This window comes from Kingella sp. (in: b-proteobacteria) (genome assembly GCF_030527935.1).
In the GTDB taxonomy this organism is placed as follows: Bacteria; Pseudomonadota; Gammaproteobacteria; order Burkholderiales; family Neisseriaceae; genus Kingella_B.
The window spans coordinates 1-3,786 of record NZ_JAUMZV010000070.1 but is presented as its reverse complement, the minus strand read 5'-3'; the positions used below and the strand labels follow the sequence as shown (position 1 = coordinate 3,786).

Below are 3,786 nucleotides of genomic sequence, written 5' to 3'. Positions count from 1 at the left end.
AGCAACGACAGGCGATGGAGAGAAATCGGGATATGGGTGGGCGGAGTATTTAGGTAAAAGACAGCATAAATTCCCCTGCCCCCAAGGATTGCCACCATGAAAAAAATTGAAGCCATCATCAAACCATTCAAGCTAGACGACGTGCGCGAAGCCCTTACCGAAATCGGCATCACAGGCATGACCGTAACCGAAGTGAAAGGCTTTGGGCGACAAAAAGGGCACACCGAAATCTATCGCGGCGCGGAATACGCCGTTGATTTTTTGCCCAAAGTGAAACTAGAACTCGTGTTGCCCGACGAGATGCTGGAACGTGCGATAGAAACCATCGTAGAAACCGCCCGCTCGGGCAAAATCGGCGATGGCAAAATTTTTGTGTACCCTGTGGAACACGTTATCCGCATCCGCACAGGCGAAACCGACCACGCTGCGATTTAAGGCAGCCAGAAACGCAATTTAACGAAGCTAAACCATATTCCACCCATTTAACCCGCCCATGACGCTCCTATTCATCACCCTTGCCATCGTTCTCCTTGCCCTTGGCGCAATCGGCACGATTTACCCCGCCATCCCCAGCCTGCCGCTGATGTTTGCGGGCGCGTGGCTGATGGGCTACGCGCAAGACTACGCCGTTATCGGCACCACCACGCTGCTGGTGTTGTTTGTTGTGTCTGCCTTTGGCTTGGCGATGGATTTTGTGGCGGGGATGCTCGGCGCGAAATACACGGGTGCGAGCAAGGAAGCCTTGTGGGGCGCGTTTATTGGCGGCATTGTGGGCGCGTTTTTTGTACCAGCGGGCTTGATACTCGGACCGTTGCTCGGCGCAGCGATTGGCGAATTTGCCGACAAGCGCAATCTGTGGTTGGCGGGCAAAGTAGGCATCGGCGCGTTGGCAGGCTTTATTGTTGGCACGGTTGCCAAAGTGGGCGCGGCGTTGGGTATCGTGTTGATTATATTGGCGCAATATATTGTTTACTGGATTGGCTAGGGGCTGTTTACAATGGGTGTTGCGGCGGCTTATGCGCCATAAAACGGCATCTGCCGCGTTGAAAATACTCGCCTATGGACGGCATAGGCTCGCATTTTCGCCTTGCATCTGCCATTTTCTGACGCAAAATCCGCTCGCAAACCCATTGCAAACAGCCCCTAGGCAGCCTGAAAGCCCGTTATGCCCACCCACCGCCTATCCATCAACGATTTACTCCGCGCCTATGCCGATTTAAACCAAGCCGCCGAAGAGTTTGCCTATTTCGCGCAAACCCAATTAGGCAGCCTGAAAATCCAGTTTGATTTAGGTGCAACACCGCAACCCGTGGTATCACGCGCTGGTGGTGCAGCTTCCCGCGCTGGATGCGGCGCAACAGCAGCTATGGCAGCAATACCTAGCCGAGCGCGATATTGAAGTTTTTGCCCCTGCGAAATAATTTTCAGGCTGCCTTAAACCGCCCCACACCAATAACCCGTTTCATGGCGTTGCGCCGCCATACCCACGCTGTGTAGCCCAAACATTTGCCGATTAACCCCCTTTTCAGGCTGCCTTAAACCATCCTAATGACCACATCACCATGACCACACTCCGCACCCTAGCCCAACAACACATCCCCCAAATCACCCACCTGCCAGACGACAGCGCAGAAGCCCTAGAAGCCGAATGCACTTTGTGGGCAAACGACAGCACGCTGCTGATTGACAGCGACACCGCCCCCAGCATCGCCACGTTGCAAGCCGTTTCCGCGCAACTGGCATGGCTAGACCAACACCAAAGCGAAATCCTGCAACTTATCGCCGCCCGCAGCCGCCTAGCCCCGCCCAGCCAGCCGCAAATCGCCTACGCCGCCTTTTGGCTGGAAGACAACGCCAGCTTCTGCGACTTCGCCGTTTCCGCCGCCAACTGGGGCGAACAGCTTGCCGAATGCGCCCTAGAAAACGGAGAATTAACATTCAGCCAAATCAGCCACGCATAACGCCCAAGGCAGCCTGAAACCCTATTCACACAACCCTGCCAAGCCCAATATCCAACCGCACACAAAGGAAACCATCATGCAAACAACCCAACTCCCCTTTTTCGCCGTTATCCGCGCCACAGGCAGCGATGCCGCCGATTTTCTGCACAACCAATTTTCCAACGACATCAAAAACCTGCAAGCCAACCAAGCCTGCTACGCCACCTACAACACCCCCAAAGGGCGCGTCATCGCCAATCTTATCGCCCAAAACACAGGCAATGAAATCCTGCTTGCCCTTGCCGCCGATTTAGCCGAAGCCGTGGTCAAACGGCTAAAAATGTATGTGCTGCGCGCCAAAGTGCAATTTGAAATCCTGCCCGATTGGGGCGTGGCAGGCAGCCTGAAAAGCAACACGCCGCCCCAGCATCCCAGCGAACCGCAACTCTCGTTCCCCGTAAACGCACAAGGCGAAATCCAACTGCCGCACACAGGCAGCCTGAAAATCGCCCCACGCGCCGAGCTGCCCGCCTACGATGCCGCCGCCGAAGCCGCATGGCAGCAACACGAAATCCAAAGCGGCTATCCGTGGATTTGCGCCGCCACCAGCGAAAGCTGCGTCGCCCAAATGCTCAACCAGCACACCATCGGCGGCGTGCATTTCCGCAAAGGCTGCTACCCAGGGCAAGAAGTCATCGCCCGCGCCCAATATCGCGGGCAAGTCAAACGCGGGCTCGCCATCGCCAGCAGCCCCGCCGCCCAAAGCGCAGGCGCGCCCGTGCAAGACGAATCAGGCGCAGAAGCAGGCATCGTGCTCAACACATCAGGCAGCCTGAATTTGCTCGTTATCAAACACAGCGCAGCGCACAGCCCCCTGCGCGATGCCGCAGGCAACGCCTTTGCCGTGCAACATCTATTCTTCCCAACCAGCGACAACGAAAACAAGGAATAAACATGGCAGCCCTGCCCCGCAAACTCCCCAAATCCGCCGCCACCCTGCGCCGCCGCATGAACCTATGGGCACCGCTGCGCTATTCAGGCATCGTGGTTACGCATATTTCGCCCGATTTCACCCACCTGCGCGCCAAACTGCGCAACCTGCCCTACACGCGCAACATGAACGGCAGCCAATTTGGCGGCAGCCTGCTTTCCATCACCGACCCCATCTATTCCGTGATGCTGCTGGGCGCGCTGGGCGACAACTATTATGTGTGGGACAAATCCGCCGCCATTGACTTCATCAAACCAGGCTTCGGCGAAGTGTATCTGGACTGCAAACTCAACTACGACGACGTAGAACGCATCCGCGCCGCCACCGCAGGCGGCGACAAATACCTGCCCGAGTTCACCGTGCGCCTGTTTGACAAAAACGACGAAACCATCGCGCTCACCACGCGCGTGATTTATATTCGGCTGAAAAAGGAATTGCGCCCGTAAGGGTTTTGCGATGCCAAATGGATTTTCAGGCTGCCTATTGTGCTGTTATCAATAGGCAGCCTGAAAAAGGAGTATTACCATTATGAAAAAATCTATATTTATCTTATTTGTATATAGTGCATTGCGGCATATAGGACAAAATGGAGGCTAAAACCCGCTAGAAACCTTATCCTATAAGGTTGTAAACGGAGTTAAAACCTTTGAACACAAAAAATGCTTGGTAGTGTCCTAAAAAGTATGCTGCACTACTGTTCCTTCCCCCGCTGGCGGGAGAGAGAACAGATTGCGGAGTTTTTACCCAATACTGCTTGCTATCAACCATAATCAAGTCAGCATACTTTTTAGGACACCACCAAATGCTTTTTCTGTGGCTTAAAACAGGTCAAAAAAAACGGTAGCCGAAACGGTA

The 3,786-nt window shown here is 54.6% G+C and carries 6 protein-coding genes; all 6 read left to right on the top strand.

Annotation, left to right across the window (positions count from 1 at the left end; genetic code table 11):
* Positions 1-96 precede the first annotated feature (96 nt).
* The 6 genes from Q4A85_RS13160 (at position 97) to Q4A85_RS13135 (ending at position 3,377) form a co-directional block, all read left to right on the top strand.
* A complete protein-coding gene (locus Q4A85_RS13160; RefSeq protein ID WP_303111078.1) occupies positions 97-435 on the top strand; it encodes a P-II family nitrogen regulator in 339 nt (112 codons plus the stop codon).
* A gap of 58 nt (positions 436-493) precedes the next feature.
* Positions 494-985: a DUF456 domain-containing protein gene (locus Q4A85_RS13155; protein ID WP_303111076.1), complete on the top strand. Its 492-nt coding sequence runs from the start codon at positions 494-496 to the stop codon at positions 983-985.
* Between the two features lie 180 nt (positions 986-1,165).
* The gene (locus Q4A85_RS13150) at positions 1,166-1,399 is read left to right on the top strand and encodes a hypothetical protein (RefSeq protein WP_303111075.1); all 234 of its coding nucleotides are present in this window, start codon (positions 1,166-1,168) and stop codon (positions 1,397-1,399) included.
* Between the two features lie 163 nt (positions 1,400-1,562).
* Positions 1,563-1,961, top strand: a complete 399-nt coding sequence (locus Q4A85_RS13145; RefSeq protein ID WP_303111074.1) for a hypothetical protein — start codon at positions 1,563-1,565, stop codon at positions 1,959-1,961.
* A gap of 76 nt (positions 1,962-2,037) precedes the next feature.
* Complete coding sequence (locus Q4A85_RS13140) at positions 2,038-2,892, top strand: folate-binding protein YgfZ (RefSeq protein WP_303111072.1); 855 nt, start codon at positions 2,038-2,040, stop codon at positions 2,890-2,892.
* Positions 2,893-2,894: 2 nt separating this feature from the next.
* Positions 2,895-3,377, top strand: a complete 483-nt coding sequence (locus Q4A85_RS13135; protein WP_303111070.1) for a DUF4442 domain-containing protein — start codon at positions 2,895-2,897, stop codon at positions 3,375-3,377.
* Positions 3,378-3,786: the final 409 nt, after the last annotated feature.